Raw genomic sequence first — 19377 nt, 5'->3', positions numbered from 1 at the left:
GCGCGCATCGCGGTCAGCGCACCGGGTGACCCGCCCCCCGCAGGGCGTCCTTGACCTGGGAGATGCGCAGATCGCCGAAGTGGAAGACGGAGGCGGCCAGGACCGCGTCGGCACCGGCCGCGACGGCCGGGGCGAAGTCGTCGAGCTTGCCGGCGCCGCCGGAGGCGATCACCGGGATCGTGACGTGCTTGCGGACCGCCTCGATCATCTCGACGTCGTAGCCGTCCTTGGTGCCGTCGGCGTCCATGGAGTTGAGGAGGATCTCGCCGGCGCCCAGCTCGGCGGCGCGGTGCGCCCATTCGACGGCGTCGATACCGGTGCCGCGGCGGCCGCCGTGGGTGGTGACCTCGTATCCGGACGGCGTCCCCACGTCGGTACGGCGGGCGTCGACCGAGAGGACCAGGACCTGGCTGCCGAAGCGTTCGGCGATCTCACGGATCACGTCGGGGCGGGCGATGGCGGCGGTGTTGACCCCGACCTTGTCGGCACCGGCCCGCAGCAGCTTGTCGACGTCCTCGGGGGTGCGGACGCCACCGCCGACCGTCAGCGGGATGAAGACCTGCTCGGCGGTGCGGCGGACCACGTCGTAGGTGGTCTCACGGTTGCCGGAGGAGGCGCTGATGTCGAGGAAGGTCAGCTCGTCGGCGCCCTCGTCCCCGTAGATCTTCGCCATCTCGACGGGGTCGCCGGCGTCCCGCAGGTTCTGGAAGTTGACGCCCTTGACGACCCGGCCGTTGTCGACGTCCAGGCAAGGGATGACTCGGACCGCCAGGGTCATGTCGGTTCAGGCCTCTCTGACAGTTCTCGGAAAGCTTCCAGTTCTACTTCGACCAGGACGCGGGAGTCGACGAAGCCGGAGACCACGACCAGGGTCGAGGCGGGCGGCGTGGCGGCGAACAGCTCCCGGTGGGCGCGGCCGGCCGCGTCCACATCGCGTAGATGGGTGAGGTACATACGGGTGCGGAGGACCGCTTCGGCGCCCAGGCCGAAGGGGGTGAGTGCCTCCAGGGCGTTGGTGAAGGCGACCCTGGTCTGCACATAAGGGTCGCCCTCACCCTGCAGGACGCCGTCGACCAGTGGCATCGTGCCGGCGACCAGGACCCGGTCACCGGCCGCCACGGCGCGTGCGAAGCCGATCTTCTCTTCCCAGGGACTGTCGGTCCGTACGCGCTCGATGGTCATCACGCCGCCTTTCGTTCGCGGTTACGACACTGCTGCCAGCGCCTCTTCGAGGGTGAACGCCTTCGCATAGAGCGCCTTGCCGACGATCGCGCCCTCGACACCTTCCGGCACCAGGGTGGCGAGTGCCCGCAGGTCGTCGAGCGAGGAGACACCGCCGGAGGCGACCACCGGACGGTCGGTGGCGGCGCAGACGTTGCGCAGCAGCTCCAGGTTGGGGCCCTGGAGGGTGCCGTCCTTGTTGATGTCGGTGACGACGTAGCGGGCGCAGCCCTCGGCGTCGAGGCGGGCCAGCGTCTCGTAGAGGTCGCCGCCGTCGCGAGTCCAGCCGCGGCCGCGCAGCGTGGTGCCGCGGACGTCCAGGCCGACCGCGATCTTGTCGCCGTGCTCGGCGATGACCTTGGCGACCCACTCGGGGGTCTCCAGCGCGGCGGTGCCGAGGTTGACCCGGCGGCAGCCGGTGGCGAGGGCGGCGGCGAGCGTGTCGTCGTCGCGGATACCGCCGGACAGCTCGACCTTGATGTCCATGGAGCGGGCGACCTCGGCGATCTGCGCCCGGTTGTCGCCGGTGCCGAAGGCCGCGTCGAGGTCGACGAGGTGCAGCCATTCGGCGCCGGACCGCTGCCAGGCCAGGGCCGCCTCCAGCGGGTCGCCGTAGGAGGTCTCGGAGCCGGACTCGCCGTGGACGAGGCGGACGGCCTGGCCGTCGCGGACGTCGACGGCGGGGAGGAGTTCGAGCTTCGGCATCAGGGGGCTCACAGGGTGTTGATCCAGTTGGTCAGGAGCTGGGCGCCGGCGTCGCCGGACTTCTCGGGGTGGAACTGGGTGGCCCACAGCGGGCCGTTCTCGACCGCGGCCACGAAGGGCTCGCCGTGCGTGGCCCAGGTGACCTTGGGCGCGGCGATATGCGGGTTGCCGACCTCCAGCTCCCAGTCGTGCACCGCGTAGGAGTGCACGAAGTAGTAGCGGGCGTCGGCGGGCAGACCGGCGAAGAGCTGTGAGCCCTCGGCGGCGTCGACGGTGTTCCAGCCCATGTGCGGGACGATGTCGGCCTTGAGCGGGCCGACCGTGCCGGGCCACTCGTCCAGACCCTCGGTCTCCACACCGTGCTCGATGCCCCGGCCGAAGAGGATCTGCATACCGACGCAGATGCCCATGACGGGGCGGCCGCCGGCCAGCCGGCGGCCGACGAGCCAGTCACCGCGGGCCTCCTTCAGCCCGGCCATACAGGCGGCGAACGCGCCGACGCCGGGGACCAGCAGCCCCTCGGCGTTCATCGCCCGGTCGTAGTCGCGGGTGATCTCCACATCGGCGCCGACGTGCGCCAGGGCACGCTCGGCGGAGCGGACGTTGCCGAAGCCATAGTCGAAGACGACGACCTTCTTACGGGGTGCCGAGGCGGTCAATTCCATACCCCCAGCCGCAGGACGCCGACGGCCAGGCACATCGCCGAGCCGATGGACAGCAGCACGATCAGGCTCTTGGGCAGCTCCTGCTTCCAGAAGGAGTAGACGCCGCCGAGGAGGAAGAGCCCGACCAGGATGAAGACGGTGGAGAGGCCGTTCACAGGGCTCCCTTGGTGGAGGGGATGATCCCGGCCGCCCGCGGGTCGCGCTCGCTGGCGTACCGCAGGGCGCGGGCCAGCGCCTTGAACTGGCACTCCACGATGTGGTGGGCGTTGCGGCCGTACGGGACGTGGATGTGCAGCGCTATCTGGGCCTGGGCGACGAAGGACTCGAAGATGTGCCGGGTCATCGTCGTGTCGTAGGAGCCGATCATCGGCGCCATGTTCTCCGGTTCGGTGTGCACCAGATACGGGCGGCCGGAGAGGTCGACGGTCACCTGGGCGAGCGACTCGTCCAGGGGGACGGTGCAGTTGCCGAAGCGGTAGATGCCGGACTTGTCGCCGAGGGCCTGCTTGAAGGCGGCACCCAGGGCGAGGGCGGTGTCCTCGATGGTGTGGTGGGTGTCGATGTGCAGATCGCCGTCGGTCTTGACCTTGAGGTCGAACAGGCCGTGCCGGCCGAGCTGGTCGAGCATGTGGTCGTAGAAGCCGACACCGGTCGACACGTCCACGTCGCCCCTGCCGTCGAGATCGATCTCGACGAGCACGGACGTTTCCTTCGTCGTGCGCTCCACGCGTCCTACGCGGGTCATCGCTTGCTCTCCTTCAGTACTGCGCGAACCGCGTCGAGGAACGCGTCGTTCTCGGCCGGGGTGCCGGCGGTGACCCGCAGCCAGCCCGGTACGCCGTTGTCACGGACCAGCACGCCGTGGTCGAGGATCGCCTGCCAGGTGGCGTGGGCGTCCTCGAAGAGGCCGAACTGCACGAAGTTGGCGTCGGAGTCGACGACCTGGCAGCCGGTCGCCCGCAGCTCGGTGACCAGGCGGTCCCGCTCGGTCTTGAGCTGCTCGACGTACTTCAGGAGCGTGTCGGTGTGCTCCAGCGCGGCCAGTGCGGTGGCCTGGGTGACGGACGAGAGGTGGTACGGGAGCCGGACGAGCTGGACGGCGTCGACCACGGCGGGGTCGGCGGCCAGATAGCCCAGCCGCAGCCCGGCGGCGCCGAAGGCCTTGGACATCGTCCGCGAGACGACCAGATTCGGCCGTTCCTCGATCAGCGGCAGCAGCGAGGGCCGGTGGCTGAACTCGCCGTAGGCCTCGTCGACCACCACCAGGGCCCCCGCCCCGTCGGCACGGGCCGCCTGCGCCGCCTCGTACAGCGCGAGCACGGTGCCGGCCTCGACGGCGGTGCCGGTGGGGTTGTTCGGCGAGCAGATGAAGACCACGTCGGGCCGCCGCTCGGCGATGGCCGCCACGGCCGCCTCGACGTCGATGGTGAAGTCGTCGTTGCGCGGGCCGGAGATCCAGCCGGTGCCCGTGCCGCGGGAGATCAGCCCGTGCATGGAGTACGACGGCTCGAAGCCGATGGCGGTGCGGCCGGGGCCGGCGAAGGTCTGCAGCAGCTGCTGGATGACCTCGTTGGAGCCGTTGGCGGCCCACACCTGTTCCTTGGTGACCTCGTGGCCGGCGGTGCGGGTGAGGTAGCGGGCCAGTTCGGTGCGCAGTTCGACCGCGTCCCGGTCGGGGTAGCGGTTGAGCTGCCGGGCGGCCTCGGTCACCCGCTCGGCGATCCGCCGGACCAGCGGCTCGGGCAGCGGGTAGGGGTTCTCGTTGGTGTTCAGCCGCACCGGGACGTCCAGCTGCGGTGCGCCGTAGGGGGACTTGCCGCGCAGCTCGTCCCGGATGGGGAGATCGTCGATACGGGTCACGTGCCTGCTCACTTGCTCTGCGGGACCTTCCAGTCGAACCTGGCCTTGAGCGCGGCGCCGTGGGCCGGGAGGTCCTCGGCCTCGGCGAGGGTCACCACATGGTGGGCGACCTCGGCCAGCGCGTCGCGCGAGTAGTCCACGACATGGATACCGCGCAGGAAGGACTGCACGGACAGCCCGGAGGAGTGGCAGGCGCAGCCGCCGGTGGGCAGCACGTGGTTGGAGCCGGCGCAGTAGTCGCCGAGCGAGACCGGGGCGTACGGGCCGACGAAGATTGCGCCGGCGTTGCGGACCCGGGCGGCCACGGCGGAGGCGTCGGCGGTCTGGATCTCCAGGTGTTCGGCGCCGTAGGCGTCCACGACCTTGAGGCCCTCGTCGAGGCCGTCGACCAGGACGGTCGCGGACTGCCGGCCGCCCAGCGCCTCGGTGATCCGCTCGATGTGCCTGGTCGCCGCGACCTGCCGCTTCAGCGCCTCGTCGACGGCGTCGGCGAGCTCGGTGGAGTCGGTGACCAGGACGGCGGCGGCGAGGGTGTCGTGCTCGGCCTGGCTGATCAGGTCGGCGGCGACGTGCTCGGGGTCGGCGGTGGCGTCCGCGAGGACCGCGATCTCGGTCGGGCCGGCCTCGGCGTCGATGCCGATACGGCCCTTGAGCAGGCGCTTGGCGGAGGCGACGTAGATGTTGCCGGGGCCGGTGACGAGGTTGACCGGCAGGCACTCCTCGGTGCCGTACGCGAACATCGCGATGGCCTGGGCGCCGCCGGCCGCGTAGACCTCGTCGACACCGAGCAGGGCGCAGGCGGCGAGGATGGTCGGGTGCGGGCGCCCGCCGAACTCCTTCTGCGGCGGGGAGGACACGGCGATGCCCTCGACACCGGCTTCCTGCGCCGGGACGACGTTCATGACCACCGAGGACGGGTAGACCGCGAGGCCGCCGGGGACATAGAGCCCCACCCGCTCGACGGGCACCCAGCGTTCGGTGACCGTGCCGCCGGGGACGACCTTGGTCGTCACGTCCGTGCGGCGCTGTTCGCGGTGGACGATCCGGGCGCGCCGGATGGACTCCTCCAGGGCGGCCCGGACGGCCGGGTCCAGCTCCGCGAGCGCGCTCTGCAGGGCCTCGGCGGGCACCCGCACCCGGTCGATCTCGACGCCGTCGAACCGCCGCGCACAATCGATCAGCGCCGCGGTGCCGCGATGGCGTACGTCCTCGCAGATGGGCCGCACCTTCTCCAGGGCGGCTTCCACGTCGAACTCGGCACGGGGCAGCAGGTCGCGCAGGGCGCCGCCCTCGGGAAGGGCGTCACCGCGCAGGTCGATTCGGGAGATCACCCTCCCAGTGTCTCAGACCCGCTCCGGGGCCCGACCGGCCGTATCACTCAGTGATACACAGCGGAGCACACCCCGGACGCATCGTGACCCGGCCGTTCGAAGTTGACCGGAGTTGGCCCTGACCACGCGTGTTCAAGCAGTCACGGGGCGGGCAAGGGCCACACAACGGCGTACGGGGAGACCTGCGGGACGCACGACGACCAGTGCACGAAATGCGTCCGAACAGGTTGCGACACACCACGGGAGAGCAAGGGGGACCCACTGTGACCGAGCCCGGGGACGGCGACGCGCCCGCCGACCTGCAGCTGACATCCGCGGAATGGAGCATGTGGCAGGCCTTCCGCAACGGCAGCACCTGCGATCTGCACATCGGCGATCCGGCCAGGGACGATCCGCACGGACAGCATCTGTGGGGCCCCGAGCGCCGGGTGCGGGCCCGGGTCGTGGCGCTGCTGCTGCTCGACGGGCCGCCCGCGCAGCCCGGCCGGGTCTCCGCGCTGCAGCTGACCGGGGCGTACATCACGGACACTCTCGACGTTGCGGGCGGCACGATCAAGCCATTCGTGGAGCTGCGGGACTGCCGCTTCGAGGCCGAGGTGGTGCTGCCGGAGAGCCACTTCACCACGCTGCGGATGGTGAACTGTGCGATACCCCGGCTGGAGGCGGCCCGGCTGCACACCGAGGGCGACCTCCATCTGCCGCGCTGCGTGGTGCACTCCGGCATCCGGCTCACCGACGCACAGATCGGCACGGACCTGATGCTCAATCAGACCGTGGTGCACAAGGACCGGCAGGGCCGGTCGGTGATGGCGGACGGGCTGACCGTCGCCCAGGACCTGCAGGCCGAGATGATGGAGTCCTACGGGGAGCTGTCGCTGCGCGGCGCCACCATCGGCGTGTCCCTGAGCCTGCGCGGCAGCCGGCTGAGCAACCCCTTCGGCCGGCGGGCCCTGAACGCCCCGCAGCTGACCGTCGAGCGCACCCTCTATCTGACCGCCGCCGGGCTGGCCAACTCCCCGTTCTCCAGCAGCGCCACTCCCCCGTACGGCACCGTGCACACCCCCTCGCGCGGCACCCGTGTGCAGCGCTTCGAGTGCGAGGGCGGGATGCGCCTGGACGACGGGCGGTTCGGTGACGCGGTCGACTTCGAGCACGCCCGGTTCATCATGGAGTCCGACCAGGAGCTGTCGCTGCGCCGCATCCAGACGCCCGAGCTGCGGTTCCTCGGTGAGCGGCCACAGCGCGGCCGGGTGATCCTCTCCGGCGCCCGGGTGGTCAACCTCATCGACAAGTCGGCGAGCTGGCCGGGGCTCGGCGGGCTGTGGATGGCCGGCTTCGCCTACGAGACGCTGATCCCGCGGGGCCACTTCCCACTCTCCCTGCGGCTGCAGTGGGTGGCCGCGGCGACCCCCGAGTACGCACCCGAGCCGTACGAGATGCTCGCCGCCTCGCTGCGCACCACCGGTGAGGACTCCGATGCCCGCGAGGTGCTGCTGGCCAAGCAGCGGCGCCGCCGCGAGACGCTGCCGCTGGCGGCGAAGGCCTGGGGGTTCCTGCAGGACTGGACGGTGGCCTACGGCTACCGCCCGGGGCGGGCCGCGGTGTGGATGGCCATCCTGTGGGCGATCGGCACGATCTACTTCTCGATGTCCCCGCCGCCGCCCCTCAAGCCGGGCGAGGCGCCGCCCTGGAATCCGTATCTCTACTCCCTCGACCTGCTGCTGCCGGTGATAGACCTCAATCAGAGCGCCGCCTGGAAACCGGGCGGCGGTGCGCAGTGGGCGGCCGCGGTGCTCATCCTGGCGGGCTGGGTGCTGGCCACGACGGTCGCGGCCGGTGCGTCCCGGCTGCTGCGGCGGCAGTAGCCAGTTCACTGCGGCCCACGAGGCGTACCCGACCACCACCATGCACCCCCACCGGCCTTCTTCCCCCCAATGGGAGGGGACGGGCCGGAGGGGCAGGGGTGCGGGGCTTTGCTTCCGAAGGCTCCGATAAAGAGCAAAGGCGGAGCGCAGCGGAGCGTAAAGCGAAGCAGTCCCGCACCCCTGCCCCGGAGGTCCGTCACCGCACCCCGACAGCCCCGCGCAGCGGCCCCGCCCGCCGCCAGGCGCAACGGCGAGCAACACCCATGGCGCCGCGGCCGACAACGCACCGGAAGCCGCGCGGCCGAAGCGCACCCCCCACGACGGGATTCCCGACCACGTGGGAACACAGCGCAGCGCAGCGTCTAGGCTTACGGGCTGTGACCTCCGTGCGCCTACCGCTCTTCCCGCTGAACTCGGTGCTCTTCCCGGGACTCGTGCTCCCGCTGAACGTCTTCGAGGCGCGGTACCGGGCCATGATGCGTGACCTGAGCGCGGTGCCCGAGGACGACCGCCGCTTCGCGGTGATCGCGATCCGGGACGGCCGGGAGGTCGCCGCCACCGCGCAGGGCATGCCGGACAGCACCCTGCCGGCCGCGGACGGTCCCGCGGCGGGCTTCGGTGACGACCCGATGCAGGCGTTCCACACCGTGGGCTGTATCGCCGACGCGGCCACCATCCGGGAGAAGTCGTCCGCCGACGACACCGGTTACGAGGTCCTCGCCACCGGCACGACCCGCTTCCGGCTGCTGTCGGTGGATACCTCGGGGCCGTATCTGACCGGTGAGGTGGAGGAGCTGGAGGACGGCGAGGGAGAGGGCGCCGGCGCGCTCGCCTCCGGCGTCGTGCGGGCGTTCCGTACCTATCAGAAGCGGCTGGCCTGGGCGAACGAGCGGACCCTGTCGAGCGGGCAGGATCTGCCGGCCGACCCGTCCGTGCTGTCGTACCTGGTCGCCGCGGCGGCCGTGCTGGACGTGCCCGCCAAGCAGCTGCTGCTGGAGGCGCCGGACACCGCGACCCGGCTGGGACAGGAGCTGAAACTGCTTCGCCAGGAGTCGGCGCTGCTCGGTAAGCTCCCGTCGCTGCCGGCCGTGGATCTGACCCGGCAGCCGACCAGCCCCAACTGAACGACCGGCCCGAGCGAGGCACGAAGACGTTGGCGAAGAAGTCCAAGAAGTCCGTCGGTACCCCGGCGACGGTCGCCCTCACCGCGGCCGGCGTCCCGTTCACCACGCACTCCTACGAGCACGACCCGGCCGCCCCGTCGTACGGCGAGGAGGCCGCCGAGGCCCTGGGTGTCGCGCCCGACCAGGTGTTCAAGACCCTGCTGGCGGAGGTCGACGGCACCCTGACGGTCGCCGTGGTCCCGGTGTCGGGGTCCCTGGACCTCAAGGCGCTGGCGGCCGCGGTGGGCGGCAAGCGGGCCACGATGGCCGACCCGGCGGCGGCCGAGCGCAGCACGGGCTACGTCCGGGGCGGGATCTCGCCGCTGGGTCAGCGCAAGCGGCTGCGCACGGTCGTGGACGCCTCGGCCGAGGGCAGGCCGACGGTCTGTGTCTCGGCGGGGCGGCGCGGGCTGGAGGTCGAGCTGTCGCCCGAGGACCTGGTGGCCCTCACGGGGGCGCACCTCGCGCCGATCGCCCGCGGCTGAACGTACGGCGGGGCGGCCGGTGGACCGGCCGCCCCGGAGCTCCGTGTGGCTCAGCCCTCGGAGGGCGGCCGCTGGTCGTGGTTCTCCCCGAGCCACTGCGGCACCTCCGGCTGCTGTTCCTGCTGCCCCTGGAACTGCTGTTCCTGCTGCCCCTGCCCCTGCCCCTGCCCCTGGAGCCAGTACGGCACCTCCGGCTCCGGATCGGGCGGCCCGAACAGTGCGGACAGCACCAGCTGGGTGAGCATCGCCCCGATCGGCCAGGCCAGCAGGGCGCCCTTGGCCTGCAGCCGCAGCGGGCCGTCGAAGGCCACGCCGGGGCCGACCTGCTTGGCGTGCTCGGCCACGTCCGGCGTGGGGCCCAGCCACATCCCGGTCAGCCAGCCCACCGTCGCGCCGAGCAGCCCGCCCACGACCAGCGCCACGACCAGCGGAATCCCGCCCCGCCGGCGGAAGAGGAAGACCGCGGCTGTGGTGAGCACGCCGAAGGCGAAGGCCAGCAGGAGGAAGGTGCCGTCGGCGCCGATCGACTCCTCGCCCTCGGTGTTCTTGAGGTAGACGTTGCGGGTGTCCGCGATCAGCGGGACATGCGGCGCGAGCCAGTTCCACAGCAGGCCGAGCAGCACACCGGTCGCCGCGACCAGGAGCGCGATCAGCGCGCCCTCGCGCAGCTCGCGGGCCAGCTCGGGGCCGCCGAGACCGCCGTCATCGGCCGCGGGCGCGGCCTCGGGGTGCCGGGGCTCTTCGGGCGGTTGGTTGTCGCGGGGCGTCAGCGGTGCGGTCACACCGTCATCGTGCCAGGTGGGGCTGGTGGGACCGGAAGCAGGACGCCCGTTCGGTGTGGTGGGACGGCTCATCGGGTCGCCGCCCGCCGGTAGGCCCAGGTGGCGACGGCCAGCGAGAGCACCCCGACGGCCGCGCAGACGCCCAGGTCGGCGCCGACCGCGATCCAGTCCGGGTGCGGGTCGAAGCTGCGCGCCAGCGCCTCCACGCCATACGTCGAGGGCAGCAGATCGCGGGCCCAGCCGATCACCGCGGGCATCCGCTCGGCCGGCAGGACGCCCAGCAGCAGCGCCGCCGACATGCCCAACTGGCCGCAGAGCGTGGCGAGTTCCTGGCGCGGGGCGAGCAGGCCGAGGGCCGCGCCGAGACCGGCCAGCGCCGCCCCGGCGAGCGGGAGCACCGCGGCCAGCACCCACAGATGGGCCATCGGCAGCTGGAAGAGCACACAGCCGGTGACCGCGGTGACCACCGTCCCCGGCACGGTGAACGAGGCGTAGGCCGCGGCCGCGCCGAGCACCACGGCGGCCGGCGGCACCGGCAGCGTCGCGTAGTGGTCGAGCCCGCCGCCGGCCCGCAGCTGGCCGAAGTACTGGGCGAGCAGATTGAGCGCCACGAAGGCGACGACCAGCACGCTGGAGCCGGACACCACGGCCCGCGCCGGTTCGCCGCCGTCGACCACCCCGCGCAGCAGGACCATGATCCCGATGGACTGGAAGGTCGCGACGAACAGCAGCGGGATCCGTGCGACCCGGGCCCGGGAGAGCTGGGCACGGTAGACGGCGACCAGCGCGGGCACCAGACGGGCGCGCGGCGCCAGCGGGGCCGCCTCCTCGTCTCGCGCTCCGGTCGCCGGAGCCGCCCCGGCCACCGCCTGCACGGGAACCACACTCACGCTGTCATCACGCCTTCCTCGCTGCCCCCGTGGTAGTTCATACGTCCGCCGGAGCGGTCCCCGTTCACCCCTTGACCAGCCCCTCGGCACGGCCGCCGAGGGCCAGGTACACATCTTCCAGGCTCGGGGTGGCCAGGGTGAAGTCGTCGAGGGCGGCGAAGGCGGGGCCCGCGGTGACGGCGGCGACGGCGGAGCGGGCCCGTTCGGCGGGGAGCCGGAGGGTCCAGCGGCGGCCGGAGGCGTGTGCGGCGGCTTCGAGGGCGGCGACCTCGGGCACGTCCAGCGGCGGCCGGTCGCGCCACACCAGCTCCAGCCGCACCTCGTCGCTCACCATCTCCTTCAGTCCGCCGGGCGTGTCGCAGGCGATGACCCGGCCACGGTCGATCACCGCCACCCGGTCGAGCACGCTCTCGGCCTCCAGGACGTTGTGCGTCACCAGCACCACCGTGACACCGCGCTCGGCCCGGCGCCGGTCCACCGCGGCCCAGACGGCGCGCCGCGCGACCGGGTCCATCCCGGTGGTCGGCTCGTCCAGCACCAGCAGCGGCCGCTCGCCGATCAGCGCGGTGGCGAAGCAGGCCAGCCGGCGCTGTCCGCCGGACAGCTTCTTCAGCGCCCGTCCGGTCAGGTCCGCGAGGCCCAGCTCGTCGATCACCGCGTCCCGCTCCGCGCGCGCCTCGCGGGCGCCGAGGCCGCGCAGCCGGCCGGTGGTCTCCACGGCCAGCGCGACCGTCATCTCGTCCAGGGCGGTGGATTCCTGTCCCAGGTAGCCGAGCAGCCGGGCGGCCCGCTCCGGGTGGCGCACCAGGTCATGGCCCAGTACGGAGATACCGCCGGAGTCGGGGCGCAGCAGTCCGGTGAGCTGGCGCACCAGGGTGGACTTGCCGGCGCCGTTGGGGCCGAGCAGCCCGAAGATCTCTCCGCGGTGCACATCCAGGGTGACGCCGTCGTTGGCCCGTACGGCGGGCGCCTGTGCCGCCCCGCGGCGCCCGCGCATCGCGGGGTACGTCTTGACCAGGTCGCGCACGGCGCACACCGGCACCCCGCGCTCCACCTGCTCTGTGCCCGTCCTCACGAGCTATGAGGGTACGCGTCCCCGGCCCGCCTCCGGCCCGCGGGGCTCCGGCGGGCGAGCCGGGCCCGGGACCGTCCGGGCCGTCAGTCCCCGGCAGGAGCGTGCTCGGCGGCCGTCCGCAGATCGACCTCGCGCCAGAAACCGGCCCGGATCGCATAGCGGTCGTGCTCGTCGATCTGGTCGTCCTTGTGGGCGAGCAGGCCGAACCGGGCGGCGTAGCGCAGCAGTTCACCGTCGATCCGGTGCGGGATGCGCGGGTACTCCGTGGACAGCTGCTGGAGGTGCGCGGCGTCGGAGAGCCGGTCGGTCCAGCGGCGGGCGAAGACCTGGCCGACCTCGAAGGGGTCGCCGCTGACGGCGGTGATGTCCTCCTCGCGGTCGGCCCAGCGCTGCTCGGCGCTGGTGAGCTGGGCGAGGGTCGGCAGGGCGGCGGTCCCGTCCGGCTCGCCGGCCGGTCCGCCGCGCTCGACCCAGCCCTTGTCGGACGACCAGCGCAGGGTGGCGCCCGCCGCGGGCGCCGGCCCCGTACCGGCGGGCTGCTGGCCCGCGGCGTGGGCCCGGCCGAGTCCGGCGAGGTCCTTGGGGGTGGGCACGACCTTGGAGCCGGCGGCGCCCTCGCCGCCTGCGGCCGTCCCGTTCCCGGCGGCGGCCGCAGGCCGGGAGGCGCCGTTGGCGCCGCTGTGCTCATGGGTGTGCTCGGCGGATTCCGGTCCGGCCGCGGCGACCGCCGCGGCTGCCGCGGCCGCGACCGCGGACTCGGGCAGCGGCGCGGAGAGGATCGCGGCGATCTCGGGGCGGGGTACGGGCGGCGGGGCGCAGGGGCCGCCGAGCTCCTTGGCCCGTACCGCGCGGATGATCCAGGTCCGGTCCAGCACCCGCCGCTCGTCGGCCTCGGCGACCAGGTCCTCGGACTGGTTGTAGTCGCCGTCCGCGGCCTGGACGGCCCACAGGTGGACGGCGACGCCGTGCTCCTTCGCCGACATCAGGCCGGGCAGCAGATCGCCGTCGCCGGTGACCAGCACGATGTCGGAGCAGGCGCGGTTACGGGCGAGCTCGGTCAGCTCGGCGTGCATGGCGGCGTCCACGCCCTTCTGCGCCCAGCGGCCGTCGCTGCGGGTCAGGGCACCCAGCCGGACGGTGACCCGGGGCATCACCCGCAGCCTGCGGTGCTCGGGCTGCGGGACGCGGTCGGGGGCGCCGTCGAACCAGTAGATCCGCAGCAGCGGGCGTTCGGTCTCCGCCTCGGCGCGCTGGCGCAGTCCCTGGATCAGGGCGGCATGGTCGACGGTGATCCGGGAACGGGCGGGCTCTCCGGCGAGCAGACTCGCGGCGGCACCGAGCAAATACCCGGCGTCCACCAGGACGACGCAGCGATCCACGTTCCACCCTCTTCCCTGAGGTGCTGAAAGTCCGGTCGCCCCCCGGCTCGGCCCATGGCACGAGTTTTCTTCGGCTTTCCTTCGAGTCTGCCCGACCGTACGGGCGTTATCTGCCCGAACTCGATCATCGGCGTGGCGGATTCGGCGGGGACGTCGAGCACAGTGCGTGATCAACCATATAACGCACGGTAATTGCCCGAAATGCAGGCGTCTGTCCGTCATGTAAGTCTGGTTCCGGCCCAGATCCCGGATTCCCCCTCAGGAGGCAAGATCATGGCCAAGGACAAGAAGCAGGACCGCAGTCAGCAGCAGAAGGCATCCGCGGCCGAGCGCGGCCAGCAGGAGGCCCAGAAGGCGAGCTTGGAGGCACAGTCCCAGGCGCGGTCGCAGGCGCAGGGCAGCCCGGCGGATGTTGCACGTAAGCACCAGCGGCGCTTCGGCCACAACTGACATACGCCGCACGGAAGTTGAGGGGCGCGTCCGCATCGGGCGCGCCCCTCGGGGTATCAGCGGCCTGGGCCGGCCGCTCAGCCGGCCAGGCAGGACGGGCCGAGCAGCACCTTCAGATCGCCGAACAGCGACGGGTCGGGCGTGACCCGATGCCGGTCCAGCCGCAGCACCGTCGTCTTGCGCGCCCCCTGCAGCTTGATCCGCACCTCGGTGGAGCCGCGGTGGCTGCTGAGCACCTCACCGAGCTTCTCGACCATCGGCGGGGTGACCTTGACCGTCGGAATGGTGATCGTCACGGGCGCGTTGGTGCCGGCCTCCGAGAGGTCGGGGACCATCATCTCCATGGCCACCAGCCGCGGGATGTCCTCCCGCTTGTCGAGGCGGCCCTTGACGAAGACCACGGTGTCCTCGACGAGTTGGGTGGACACCAGCTGGTAGGTGGCCGGGAAGAACATGCAGTCGATGGAGCCGGCCAGGTCCTCGACGGTGGCGATGGCCCAGGCGTTGCCCTGCTTGGTCATCTTGCGCTGGAGGCCGGAGATGATGCCGCCGATGGTGACGATCGACCCGTCCGAGTAGTCGCCGCCGGTCAGCTGGGCGATGGCGGCGTCGGCCTTGTCGGACAGCACATGCTCCAAGCCGAAGAGCGGATGGTCGGAGACGTAGAGACCGAGCATCTCGCGCTCCTGGGCGAGGAGATAGGTCTTGTCCCACTCGACGTCCGAGAACTCGACATCCAGCCCGAAGCCGGGCCCCTCGTCGGCGCTGTCGTCGCCCATGCCGCCGAAGAGGTCGAACTGCCCCTCGGCCTCCTTGCGCTTGACCTGGACCACGTTGTCGATCATCGGCTCGTAGTGGGCCGTCAGCCCCTTGCGGGTGTGGCCCATCTCGTCGAAGGCGCCGGCCTTGATCAGGGATTCGGTGGTGCGCTTGTTGCAGACGACCGCGTCGACCTTGTCAAGGTAGTCGGGGAAGGAGAGGTACTTCCCCTTCGCCTTGCGGCTGCGGATGATCGAATCGACGACGTTCTGGCCGACGTTGCGGACCGCGGTCAGGCCGAAGAGGATCACATCGTCACCCTGGGCGGCGAAGTTCGCCTCCGACTCGTTGACGTTGGGCGGCAGCACCTTGATGCCCATGCGCCGGCACTCGTTCAGATAGACCGCCGACTTGTCCTTGTCGTCGCGCACGGAGGTCAGCAGCGCGGACATGTATTCGGCGGGGTAGTTGGCCTTGAGGTAGGCGGTCCAGTAGGTGACCAGGCCGTACGCGGAGGAGTGCGCCTTGTTGAAGGCGTAGCCGGCGAACGGGACCAGGACGTCCCACAGCGCCTGGATGGCCTGGTCGGAGAAGCCGTTCTTGCGCGCGCCCTCCTGGAAGAGCACGAAGTTCTTCGCCAGCTCCTCGGGCTTCTTCTTGCCCATGACGCGGCGGAGGATGTCGGCCTCGCCGAGGGAGTACCCGGCGATGATCTGGGCGGCCTTCTGCACCTGCTCCTGGTAGACGATCAGGCCGTGGGTGAGGCCGAGGACCTCCTTGAGGGGCTCCTCCAGCTCCGGGTGGATCGGGGTGATCTCCTGGAGGCCGTTCTTGCGCAGCGCGTAGTTGGTGTGCGAGTCCATGCCCATCGGACCCGGGCGGTACAGGGCCGAGACGGCGGAAATGTCCTCGAAGTTGTCGGGCTTCATCAGCCGCAGCAGCGAGCGCATCGGGCCGCCGTCGAACTGGAAGACGCCGAGCGTGTCACCGCGGCAGAGCATCTCGTAGGTCTTGGGGTCGTCCAGCGGGACGGAGAGCATCTCCAGGTCGACGCCCTTGTTCTTCTTCACCATCTTGACGGCGTCGTCCATGATGGTGAGGTTGCGCAGGCCCAGGAAGTCCATCTTCAGCAGGCCGAGCGACTCGCACTGCGGGTAGTCCCACTGCGTGATGGTGACGTTGTCGGTGTGCCGGACCCAGACCGGGGCGTGGTCGACGATGGGCTCGCTGGACATGATCACGCCGGCCGCGTGCACACCCATCTGCCGGACCAGGCCCTCGACGCCCTTGGCGGTGTCGATGACCTTCTTCACGTCCGGTTCGTTCTCGTACATCCCCCGGATCTCGCCGGCCTCGCTGTACCGCGGGTGCTGGGGGTCGGTGATGCCGCTGAGGTCGATGCCCTTGCCGAGGACGTCGGCGGGCATCGCCTTGGTGAGGCGGTCACCCATGGCGTACGGATAGCCCAGGACGCGCGCGGAGTCCTTGATGGCGTTCTTGGCCTTGATCTTGCCGTAGGTGCCGATCATGGCGACCTTGTCGGCGCCGTACTTCTCCGTGACGTACCGGATGACTTCGACGCGCCTGCGCTCGTCGAAGTCGATGTCGACATCGGGCATGGAGACGCGCTCGGGGTTGAGGAACCGCTCGAAGATCAGTCCGTGAGTGATCGGGTCGAGGTCGGTGATGCCCATGGCGTACGCCACGATCGAACCGGCCGCGGAGCCCCGTCCGGGTCCCACCGCGATGCCGTTGTTCTTGGCCCACATGATGAAGTCGGCGACGACGAGGAAGTAGCCCGGGAACCCCATCTGGATGATGATGTCCATCTCGTACTCGACCTGCTTCTGCCGGTCCTCGGGGACCCCGTCCGGGAAGCGGCGCTTCATGCCGACCCGGACCTCCTCCTGGAACCAGGTGACCTCCGTGAAGCCCTCCGGGATGTCGAACTTCGGCATCAGGTCGCGCTTCTCGAACATCCCGTCGGTGTCGATCTGCTCGGCCACCAGGAAGGTGTTGGCGCAGCCCTCCTGCCAGGCGTCCGAGGAGTCGATGGCGTACATCTCGTCCGTGGACTTGAGGTAGTAGCCGGTGCCGTCGAAGCGGAAGCGGTCCGGGTCGGAGAGGTTCTTGCCGGTCTGGATGCACAGCAGGGCATCGTGGGCCGTGGACTCGTGGGCGTAGGTGTAGTGCGAGTCGTTGGTGACCAGCGGCGGGATGCCGAGCTTCTTGCCGACCTCCAGCAGGCCGTCGCGGACCCGGCGTTCGATCTCGATGCCGTGGTCCATCAGCTCCAGGAAATACCGGTCCTTGCCGAAGATGTCCTGATACTCGGACGCGGACTTCAGTGCCTCGTCGAACTGGCCGAGCCGCAGCCGGGTCTGCAGCTCACCGGAGGGGCAGCCGGTGGAGGCGATCAGGCCCTCGGACCACTGGGCGATGGTCTCCTTGTCCATCCGCGGCCACTTCTGCAGCCAGCCCTCGGCGTACGCGTCCGAGGACAGCCGGAAGAGGTTGTGCAGACCGGTCTTGTTGGCCGCCCAGATCGTCTTGTGGGTGTAACCACCGGAACCGGAGACGTCATCGCGCTTCTGGTGCGGCTGGCCCCACTGGATCTTGCGCTTGTTGCGCCGCGACTCCGGCGCCACATAGGCCTCGATGCCGATGATCGGCGTCACCCCGGCCTTCTTCGCCGAATGGAAGAAGTCGTAGGCGCCGTGGAGGTTCCCGTGGTCGGACATGGCGATATGCGTCATGTCCATCTCGTTGCACGCCTTGAACATGTCCGACAGCCGCGCCGCACCGTCCAGCAGGGAGTACTGGGTGTGGACATGCAGGTGCGTGAAGGGGGGCCTGGACGAGGCTGCCACGGCGGAGGACCTCCGGAAAACGGTCGGGTGGGGGCGCCTCCCCGGCAGGACCGGGAGGGGCGGATGGTGGTCTCGAAGTCTACGGCTCCCCGCTGACAATCGGCGGGCACCGACGAGTAGCCTCGCGCGTTGTCAGTGGCAGATCCGCCCCCGGCCGACGCCGGCGGGAGCTGTCACGGATCCCGTACCGTTCCGCACCTCAGGAGGCACCCAGCGATGCCGTCCCAGCACGCCCCGGCGCAGGACGCCGCGCAGCGCGGCGAGGAGATCCTCGCCGTTTTCGACACCGCCTTCGGGGAGCTGCTCGCCGCCGACCCCGCGGCCTTCCGCGTGAAATTCCGGAAGATGGCCGCCTCCGCGTTCGCCTTCTACCGGGGCACGGCCTGCCTGTTCTACCGGGACCTGGAGGAGTACGCCGCACAGGACGGCGGCGGCAAGGACAGTGGCCCGTATCTCGACGAGCGGACCGCCCGGGTATGGATCCACGGCGATCTGCACGCCGAGAACTTCGGCACGTACATGGACGCCACGGGCCGGCTGATCTTCAACGTCAACGACTTCGACGAGGCGTACGTCGGCCCGTTCACCTGGGACCTCAAGCGGTTCGCCGCCTCGGTCGCGCTGATCGGCTACGCCAAGGCGCTCAGCGACAAGCAGATCACCGACCTGGTGCGCACCTACGCGGCCGCCTACCGGGAGCGCATCCATGCGCTGGCCTCCAAGACGAAGAGCTCCGACAGGGACGAGCTGCCGCCCTTCACGCTGGACACCGCCGAGGGCCCGCTGCTGGACGCGCTGCGGGACGCCCGCTCGCTGACCCGGTTCGGACTGCTGGACTCGATGACGGAGATCCGCGACTTCGAGCGGCGGTTCGCGCCGGGCGGCGGCAGCGTCGAGCTGGACGCGGCGACCCGCTACAAGGTCCTCGCCGCCTTCGACGGCTATCTGGAGACGCTGCCGGAGTCGAGCCTGGACCGCCCGGACTCCTACCGCGTCAAGGACGTGGTGGGCCGCCGCGGCATCGGCATCGGCTCGGCCGGTCTGCCGTCGTACAACATCCTTCTGGAGGGCAACAGCGACGCCCTGGAGAACGATGTCGTGATCTACATGAAGCAGGCCCAGACCCCCGCCGTCTCCCGGCACATCACCGACCCCGCGGTCCGCGGCTACTTCCAGCACGAGGGCCACCGCACGGTGATCTCCCAGCGCGCCCTGCAGGACCACGCCGACCCATGGCTGGGCTGGACCGAACTTGACGGCGCCGGCCAGCTGGTCGCCGAGATCTCGCCGTACGCCGTCGACCTGGACTGGTCCGACATCGACGACCCGGAGGAGATCGCGGCGGTGGTCGCCGACCTGGGCCGGGCCACCGCGACCATGCACGCCGCCGCGGACGACGAGAGCGGCCACTCCCTGGTCCCGTTCTCCACGGAGCGCGCCATCGACGCGGCCATCGCCGCCGACGAGGAGGGCTTCGCCTCGCTGCTGGTGGACTTCGCGCACTCCTACGGCGCCCGCGCCCGTGCCGACCACCAGATCTTCGTGGACCTCTTCCGCAACGGCCGGATTTCAGGGCTACGGTGAGCCGCTCCGTCACTATGCGCCGCCAGGCAGCGCCGCCCGGACACGTTCGGTAGCCGCCGGTTACCTGCTGACCTGCACAGACTGCCACGTGGGACGGCGCACCAGTGGCTCAGGACAGTGCAGCGCGGCCCTGCTCACCGCGCTGCACCTCACCTGCCCTCACCTTCGTCACCCGCCGGCGCATGGCTCGGCGCTCCTTGCGACGCCTCGCCGATCTCACCGGCACCGCGGGGTCATCACGGCAAGACCTTGGCACCCCCAGGACGCCGCTCCGAAGCGAACTCTCAGCAACG

General features: G+C 71.0%; 18 protein-coding genes. 5 read left to right on the top strand and 13 right to left on the bottom strand.

Going from position 1 to position 19377, the window contains the following annotated elements; genetic code table 11:
* Positions 1–13: 13 nt before the first annotated feature.
* Genes hisF through hisD form a run of 8 tightly spaced genes read right to left on the bottom strand, consistent with a single transcriptional unit; the run spans position 14 to position 5782 of the window.
* Complete coding sequence (gene hisF / locus SLV14N_RS29550; RefSeq protein WP_208685022.1) at positions 14–778, bottom strand: imidazole glycerol phosphate synthase subunit HisF; 765 nt, start codon at positions 776–778, stop codon at positions 14–16.
* Positions 775–1182: a Rid family hydrolase gene (locus tag SLV14N_RS29545; RefSeq protein ID WP_208685020.1), complete on the bottom strand. Its 408-nt coding sequence runs from the start codon at positions 1180–1182 to the stop codon at positions 775–777. The genes hisF and SLV14N_RS29545 overlap by 4 nt, the downstream gene beginning before the upstream one ends.
* 21 nt (positions 1183–1203) lie before the next feature.
* Positions 1204–1926 carry a bifunctional 1-(5-phosphoribosyl)-5-((5-phosphoribosylamino)methylideneamino)imidazole-4-carboxamide isomerase/phosphoribosylanthranilate isomerase PriA gene (gene priA, locus SLV14N_RS29540; protein ID WP_026169748.1) on the bottom strand — a complete coding sequence of 241 codons (723 nt, stop codon included), beginning with the start codon at positions 1924–1926 and terminating at the stop codon, positions 1204–1206.
* 8 nt (positions 1927–1934) lie between these two features.
* Positions 1935–2591 (bottom strand): imidazole glycerol phosphate synthase subunit HisH, encoded by a 657-nt coding sequence (gene hisH / locus SLV14N_RS29535; RefSeq protein ID WP_208685018.1) that lies wholly within the window; start codon positions 2589–2591, stop codon positions 1935–1937.
* A complete protein-coding gene (locus SLV14N_RS29530) occupies positions 2582–2746 on the bottom strand; it encodes a hypothetical protein (protein WP_208685016.1) in 165 nt (54 codons plus the stop codon). The genes hisH and SLV14N_RS29530 overlap by 10 nt, the downstream gene beginning before the upstream one ends.
* Entirely contained in the window at positions 2743–3336 is a 594-nt protein-coding gene (gene hisB / locus SLV14N_RS29525; RefSeq protein ID WP_020397738.1) for an imidazoleglycerol-phosphate dehydratase HisB, read from the bottom strand. Before hisB ends, SLV14N_RS29530 begins: the two co-directional genes overlap by 4 nt.
* Positions 3333–4451: a histidinol-phosphate transaminase gene (locus SLV14N_RS29520; protein WP_263273318.1), complete on the bottom strand. Its 1119-nt coding sequence runs from the start codon at positions 4449–4451 to the stop codon at positions 3333–3335. The genes hisB and SLV14N_RS29520 overlap by 4 nt, the downstream gene beginning before the upstream one ends.
* A gap of 8 nt (positions 4452–4459) precedes the next feature.
* Positions 4460–5782, bottom strand: coding sequence for a histidinol dehydrogenase (hisD, locus tag SLV14N_RS29515; RefSeq protein WP_208685014.1), 1323 nt, complete (start codon positions 5780–5782; stop codon positions 4460–4462).
* A gap of 263 nt (positions 5783–6045) precedes the next feature.
* Between hisD and SLV14N_RS29510 the strand changes: the two genes are divergently transcribed.
* From SLV14N_RS29510 to ybaK, 3 genes are all read left to right on the top strand, one after another.
* Positions 6046–7647 (top strand): oxidoreductase, encoded by a 1602-nt coding sequence (locus tag SLV14N_RS29510; protein WP_263271757.1) that lies wholly within the window; start codon positions 6046–6048, stop codon positions 7645–7647.
* Positions 7648–8024: 377 nt separating this feature from the next.
* Complete coding sequence (locus SLV14N_RS29505) at positions 8025–8771, top strand: LON peptidase substrate-binding domain-containing protein (protein WP_263271756.1); 747 nt, start codon at positions 8025–8027, stop codon at positions 8769–8771.
* A 29-nt stretch (positions 8772–8800) separates the two neighbouring features.
* Positions 8801–9295: a Cys-tRNA(Pro) deacylase gene (gene ybaK, locus SLV14N_RS29500; RefSeq protein WP_159746571.1), complete on the top strand. Its 495-nt coding sequence runs from the start codon at positions 8801–8803 to the stop codon at positions 9293–9295.
* 50 nt (positions 9296–9345) lie between these two features.
* On the opposite strand, the gene SLV14N_RS29495 is transcribed toward ybaK, so the two are convergent.
* From SLV14N_RS29495 to SLV14N_RS29480, 4 genes are all read right to left on the bottom strand, one after another.
* Positions 9346–10077, bottom strand: coding sequence for a DUF2567 domain-containing protein (locus SLV14N_RS29495; protein ID WP_263271755.1), 732 nt, complete (start codon positions 10075–10077; stop codon positions 9346–9348).
* Between the two features lie 68 nt (positions 10078–10145).
* Positions 10146–10967, bottom strand: coding sequence for an ABC transporter permease (locus SLV14N_RS29490; protein ID WP_263271754.1), 822 nt, complete (start codon positions 10965–10967; stop codon positions 10146–10148).
* A gap of 64 nt (positions 10968–11031) precedes the next feature.
* Positions 11032–11964: an ABC transporter ATP-binding protein gene (locus SLV14N_RS29485; protein ID WP_263273317.1), complete on the bottom strand. Its 933-nt coding sequence runs from the start codon at positions 11962–11964 to the stop codon at positions 11032–11034.
* A 161-nt stretch (positions 11965–12125) separates the two neighbouring features.
* Complete coding sequence (locus tag SLV14N_RS29480) at positions 12126–13421, bottom strand: NYN domain-containing protein (protein WP_263271753.1); 1296 nt, start codon at positions 13419–13421, stop codon at positions 12126–12128.
* A gap of 273 nt (positions 13422–13694) precedes the next feature.
* On the opposite strand from SLV14N_RS29480, the gene SLV14N_RS29475 reads away from it, so the two are divergent.
* Positions 13695–13871: a hypothetical protein gene (locus tag SLV14N_RS29475; RefSeq protein ID WP_018090275.1), complete on the top strand. Its 177-nt coding sequence runs from the start codon at positions 13695–13697 to the stop codon at positions 13869–13871.
* 77 nt (positions 13872–13948) lie between these two features.
* Here the strand turns inward: SLV14N_RS29475 and dnaE are convergent, their stop codons facing one another.
* Positions 13949–17500 (bottom strand): DNA polymerase III subunit alpha, encoded by a 3552-nt coding sequence (gene dnaE, locus SLV14N_RS29470; RefSeq protein ID WP_208685007.1) that lies wholly within the window; start codon positions 17498–17500, stop codon positions 13949–13951.
* A gap of 216 nt (positions 17501–17716) precedes the next feature.
* On the opposite strand from dnaE, the gene SLV14N_RS29465 reads away from it, so the two are divergent.
* Entirely contained in the window at positions 17717–19084 is a 1368-nt protein-coding gene (locus SLV14N_RS29465; RefSeq protein ID WP_208685005.1) for a DUF2252 domain-containing protein, read from the top strand.
* The last annotated feature ends 293 nt before the right edge of the window (positions 19085–19377 follow it).

It is taken from the genome of Streptomyces sp. Je 1-4 4N24, assembly GCF_026239515.1.
Taxonomy (GTDB): domain Bacteria; phylum Actinomycetota; class Actinomycetes; order Streptomycetales; family Streptomycetaceae; genus Streptomyces; species Streptomyces nigrescens.
The sequence above is the reverse complement of the archived record's forward strand: the minus strand, read 5'-3'. Positions and strand labels throughout refer to the sequence as shown.

What these genes read in the sequence shown, in the direction of transcription:
- hisF (WP_208685022.1), bottom strand. Translation starts at nt 778, where the DNA reads ATGACCCTGGCGGTCCGAGTCATCCCTTGCCTGGACGTCGACAACGGC.
- SLV14N_RS29475 (WP_018090275.1), top strand. Translation starts at nt 13,695, where the DNA reads ATGGCCAAGGACAAGAAGCAGGACCGCAGTCAGCAGCAGAAGGCATCC.
- priA (WP_026169748.1), bottom strand. Translation starts at nt 1,926, where the DNA reads ATGCCGAAGCTCGAACTCCTCCCCGCCGTCGACGTCCGCGACGGCCAG.
- hisB (WP_020397738.1), bottom strand. Translation starts at nt 3,336, where the DNA reads ATGACCCGCGTAGGACGCGTGGAGCGCACGACGAAGGAAACGTCCGTG.
- SLV14N_RS29545 (WP_208685020.1), bottom strand. Translation starts at nt 1,182, where the DNA reads ATGACCATCGAGCGCGTACGGACCGACAGTCCCTGGGAAGAGAAGATC.
- hisH (WP_208685018.1), bottom strand. Translation starts at nt 2,591, where the DNA reads ATGGAATTGACCGCCTCGGCACCCCGTAAGAAGGTCGTCGTCTTCGAC.
- SLV14N_RS29465 (WP_208685005.1), top strand. Translation starts at nt 17,717, where the DNA reads ATGCCGTCCCAGCACGCCCCGGCGCAGGACGCCGCGCAGCGCGGCGAG.
- SLV14N_RS29485 (WP_263273317.1), bottom strand. Translation starts at nt 11,964, where the DNA reads ATGCGCGGGCGCCGCGGGGCGGCACAGGCGCCCGCCGTACGGGCCAAC.